Here is a 4,409-nt window from a genome sequence, read left to right on the forward strand (position 1 = left end):
GCATCCCGATCCTCGGCACCACGCCCGACGCCATCGACCTTGCCGAAGACCGCGAACGCTTCCAGCGCCTGTTGCAGGGCCTGAATCTGAAGCAGCCGCACAACGGCACCGCCCGCAGCCGCGACGAAGCCTTCGCCGTCGCGAAAGATGTCGGCTATCCGCTGGTCATCCGCCCCTCCTTCGTCCTCGGCGGCCGCGCGATGGAAATCGTCCGCTCCGACGACCAGCTCGACCGCTACATCTCCACCGCCGTCCAGGTTTCCGGGGACAGCCCCGTCCTGCTCGACAGCTACCTCTCCGGTGCCGTCGAGGTTGACGTGGATGCGTTAAGCGACGGTAAATCCGTCCATGTCGCCGGAATCATGGAACATATCGAGGAGGCCGGGGTCCATTCCGGCGATTCGGCCTGCTGCCTGCCGCCGCACCAGCTGTCGCCCGAAACCGTCGAGGAGCTGAAGCGCCAGACCGTCACCATGGCCCGCGCGCTGAACGTCGTCGGGTTGATGAACGTGCAGTTCGCGATCAAGGACGGCACCATCTACGTCCTGGAAGTGAACCCGCGCGCCAGCCGCACCGTGCCCTTCGTCGCCAAGGCCACCGACTCTGCCATCGCCTCCATCGCCGCCCGGCTGATGGCGGGCGAGCCGCTCTCCACCTTCCCCGCCCGCGCCCCCTATCCGCAGGGCGTCGGCCCCGACAGCCCTCTGCCGCTGGCCGACCCGCTGACCCTGGCCGATCCGAACACCCCCTGGTTCAGCGTCAAGGAAGCCGTCCTCCCCTTCGCCCGCTTCCCCGGCGTCGACCCGATGCTCGGGCCGGAAATGCGCAGCACGGGCGAGGTGATGGGATGGGACCGCACCTTCGCGCTCGCCTTCCTCAAGGCCCAGATGGGCGCCGGCACCATCCTGCCCACCGAGGGCCGCGCCTTCCTGTCGGTCAAGGACATGGACAAGACCCCGGCCCTCGCCGCCGCGGCGAAGGACCTCATCGCGATGGGTTTCCAGATCGTCGCGACCAAGGGCACGGCCCAGTGGCTTGCCCAGAACGACGTGAAGGCCGAGCCCGTCGCCAAGGTCTACGAAGGCCGACCGAACATCGTCGACCGGCTGAAGAACGACGAGATCGCGCTGGTGATGAACACCACAGACGGGACGCAGGCCGTCAGCGACTCGCGCGATATCCGCCGCGTCGCGCTGATGGACAAGATTCCGTATTTCACGACGGCGGCGGCGTCAGTGGCCGCGGTGGCCGCGATGAAGGCGCGGGGCGAGGGGTATGGGGTGCGGACGTTGCAGGGGTGACCCTGCCGCATCCCACTCACGTCTGTCCTGCGCCCTTGTGCATGCCGCGCTCTCCGCTATCCTCCTTGCTGATGCGCGATTGAACGGGCGGAGTGGGTGAATGGCGGGCGATCCCTATGCCGCCCTCGGGGTGAAGAAGACGGCCACAGAGGCCGAGCTGAAGGCCGCCTATCGCAAGATCGCCAAGGCCGATCACCCCGATCTCAACCCCGACCCGGCGGCGGCCGAACGGTTCAAGGCCGCCTCCGCCGCCTATGATCTGCTGAAGGATCCCGAACAGCGCCGCCGCTTCGATGCGGGCGAGATCGACGAACAGGGCCAGGAACGCCCGCAGCGCCGCTACTACCGCGACCATGCCGAGGCCGCCGACAATCCCTATGCCCGCAGCTACGGCTTCGACTCCGACGCCGACCTGGGGGATGTCTTCTCCGACCTGTTCGGCCGCCGCAGCGCCGGGCAGGAAGGGTTCCGGCAAGACGGCCAGTCGCGCGACTTCCACATGCGCGGGCAGGATCACCGCTTCACCCTGCAAGTGGATTTCATGACCGCCGCGAAGGGCGGCAAGACCCGGATCACCCTGCCCGACGGCAGCGACCTCGAAGTGGCGATCCCCAAGGGCGCGCAGGACGGCCAGACCATCCGGCTGAAGGAAAAGGGCGGGCCGGGTTTCGGCAAGGGCGGCCCCGGCGACGCCTACCTCACGCTCGCCGTCGCACCCGACCCGATGTTCCGCCGCGAGGGCGACGACATTTTCCTGACCCTGCCGATCAGCCTTGCCGAGGCGGTGCTGGGCGGCAAGGTCGCCACCCCCACCATTGACGGCCCGGTCAACCTGACGATCCCGAAGGGCGCCACCACCGGCCAGAAGCTGCGCCTGCGCGGGCGCGGCATCAACGGCGGCGACCAGCAGGTCGAGCTGAAGGTGGTCATGCCGCCGAAGGTGGACCCCGAGCTTGAGGCCTTCATGGAAACCTGGCGCAAGTCGCATGACTACGACCCGCGCGCCGACATGAAATACGGGAGCTGAAGATGGCCCGCTACTACAGTTCGACCGAAGTCGTGGCCCTGATCGACGACCTGACCGAACCGCGGTTGACCGCCTTCCTAAGCGCCAGCATCGTCGCGCCGGTGGTGACACCCGACGGCCCCGGCTTCCGCGAGACAGATGTCGCACGGCTCCAGTTGCTGTGCGATCTGGCCGAAAACTATGGCCTTCCCGAAGAGTCGCTGAAGATGGTGATGGGGTTGATCGACCAGCTCAACTCGATGCGGGGCGACATGCGCGCCCTGATGCGCGCCGTTGCCGCCGAACCAGACGAGGTCCGCAGCCGTATCCACCACAGTATCCGGGGCGCGCGGGGGTAAGCTGGTGCGGGGTGGCGAGGGTGCGGCCGGTTGGCCGCTTTCCGCCCGCGAGGTCATCATCGGAAACTCCGGCCGGATCCGTCTGACGAAGGCAAATGCCACAATCGCGAAGGTGCTGACAGGCCGGAAACCCGGTCTCGCTTCAATTCTTAACACCACCCTAACGCCCACACCCAACCCATTGGAATCCCTTGGCTCGCCCCACCTGCCCGCGCGCGGGCACCCAGAGGGTCGCTTTCCGCCCGCAACCCGTCCCCTCCGGCTTGGAAAGCCTACCCCGGCCCGCTACTCTCCCGCCGGAGAAGGAGACGCCCATGCCCCGCACCGAGACCCTCGCCCTGATCCGCCGCTACTACGACGCCTTCAATGCCGCCGACCCCGAAGGGATGCTCGCCTGCCTGACCGAGGATATCGAGCACCGGGTGAACGAGGGCGGCCACCGGCTGGGCAAGGCGAAGTTCCGGGAGTTCTGCGGCCATATGGGGGTCAGCTACCGCGAGCAGCTGCGCGACCTCACGATCTTCGCGATCGATGACGGAACCCGCGGGGCGGCGGAGTTCGTGGTCCATGGGGAATATCTGAAGACCGACCCCGGCCTGCCGGAGGCGAAGGGCCAGACCTACATCCTCCCCGCCGGGGGGTTCTTCGAGGTACGCGACGGCCTCATCTCCCGCATCACCACCTTCTACAACCTGAACGACTGGATCGCACAGGTCAGCCGATGAATATCGAAGACATCGACGTCCGGGCCCTGAAAGGCCCCGATCTGGAGGCCGCCCTGGATGGCGTCGCCCGGCTGCGGATCACGGTGTTCCGGGACTGGCCCTATCTCTACGACGGCTCGCTGGAATATGAGCGGGAATACCTGGCCACCTATCGCGACAACCCCGGCGCGCTTCTGGTGGGCGCCTTCCACGACGGCCAGTTGATCGGCGCCTCGACCTCGACCCCGATGGAGGACCACGCGCCAGAGTTTGCGGCGCCGTTCCGCGACCTGGGGATCGCGCCGGAAAAGATCCTCTACGGGGCGGAATCGGTGCTGCTGCGACCCTACCGCGGCCTCGGCCTCGGCCACCGTTTCATCGACCTGCGCGAGGCTCATGCCCGGGCATTGGGCCGGACCCATGTCGCCTTCTGTTCGGTCATCCGGGCGAACGACCATCCGGCCCGACCTGCGATCTCGCGCACCAACGATACCTTCTGGCGCGGGCGCGGCTATCGGACCCTGCCGGGGGTGGTGGCCCGGTTCAGCTGGAAGGACCTGGGCGACACGATCGAGACGGAGAAGCCGCTCCAGTTCTGGATGCGGGAGCTTTGAACGGGAAGGCCGGCCCGGATACCCCGGACCGGCCCATACTGTGCAGGCCGATCACTCGGCCAGGCTTGTCCCCATCTTCGCAAAGCGCGCCGGGTCCGCCGACTTCAGCCGCTGCGCGAGTAGGAAGCCGATCACGCCAGCCGCCGGGATCAACGAAGGCAGAAGCCAGCTGAGGTTGCCGCCGGTGGTTCCGGTCAGGTCGCCGTAGTTGATGAAGATATAGACGAAAAGCGCCGCCATGATCAGCCCGGCGATCGTGGGCAGGATCTTCGTCGACAAGGGCGATCCGCCGCCCTGTTTCGAGAAGAAGACGATCACCGACAGCGAGGTGATGCCCATCATCCCGATCACCCCCAAGGTGCCGATCTGACTGATCCAGGTGAACATGTTCAGGATCGGGTCCAGCCCCAGCCCGGCAAAGATCG

At 67.0% G+C, this 4,409-nt stretch carries 6 protein-coding genes; 5 read left to right on the forward strand and 1 reads right to left on the reverse strand.

The features are described from left to right. The 5 genes from V7Q39_RS19430 to V7Q39_RS19450 form a co-directional block, all read left to right on the forward strand. Nucleotides 1-1,301: ATP-binding protein (locus V7Q39_RS19430; protein ID WP_333818260.1), on the forward strand; the 1,301-nt coding region annotated here is incomplete at its 5' end. A gap of 100 nt (nt 1,302-1,401) precedes the next feature. After that, nucleotides 1,402-2,328, forward strand: a complete 927-nt coding sequence (locus V7Q39_RS19435) for a DnaJ C-terminal domain-containing protein (RefSeq protein WP_333818261.1) — start codon at nt 1,402-1,404, stop codon at nt 2,326-2,328. Nucleotides 2,329-2,330: 2 nt separating this feature from the next. Further along, nucleotides 2,331-2,666, forward strand: coding sequence for a hypothetical protein (locus V7Q39_RS19440; protein ID WP_333818262.1), 336 nt, complete (start codon nt 2,331-2,333; stop codon nt 2,664-2,666). 314 nt (nt 2,667-2,980) lie between these two features. Then, a complete protein-coding gene (locus V7Q39_RS19445; RefSeq protein WP_333818263.1) occupies nt 2,981-3,391 on the forward strand; it encodes a ketosteroid isomerase-related protein in 411 nt (136 codons plus the stop codon). Continuing rightward, complete coding sequence (locus tag V7Q39_RS19450) at nt 3,388-3,984, forward strand: GNAT family N-acetyltransferase (RefSeq protein WP_333818264.1); 597 nt, start codon at nt 3,388-3,390, stop codon at nt 3,982-3,984. The genes V7Q39_RS19445 and V7Q39_RS19450 overlap by 4 nt, the downstream gene beginning before the upstream one ends. Nucleotides 3,985-4,035: 51 nt before the next feature. Here the strand turns inward: V7Q39_RS19450 and V7Q39_RS19455 are convergent. Further along, nucleotides 4,036-4,409: hypothetical protein (locus V7Q39_RS19455; protein WP_333818265.1), on the reverse strand; the 374-nt coding region annotated here is incomplete at its 5' end.

This window comes from Tabrizicola sp. (assembly GCF_036781545.1).
In the GTDB taxonomy this organism is placed as follows: Bacteria; Pseudomonadota; Alphaproteobacteria; order Rhodobacterales; family Rhodobacteraceae; genus Tabrizicola.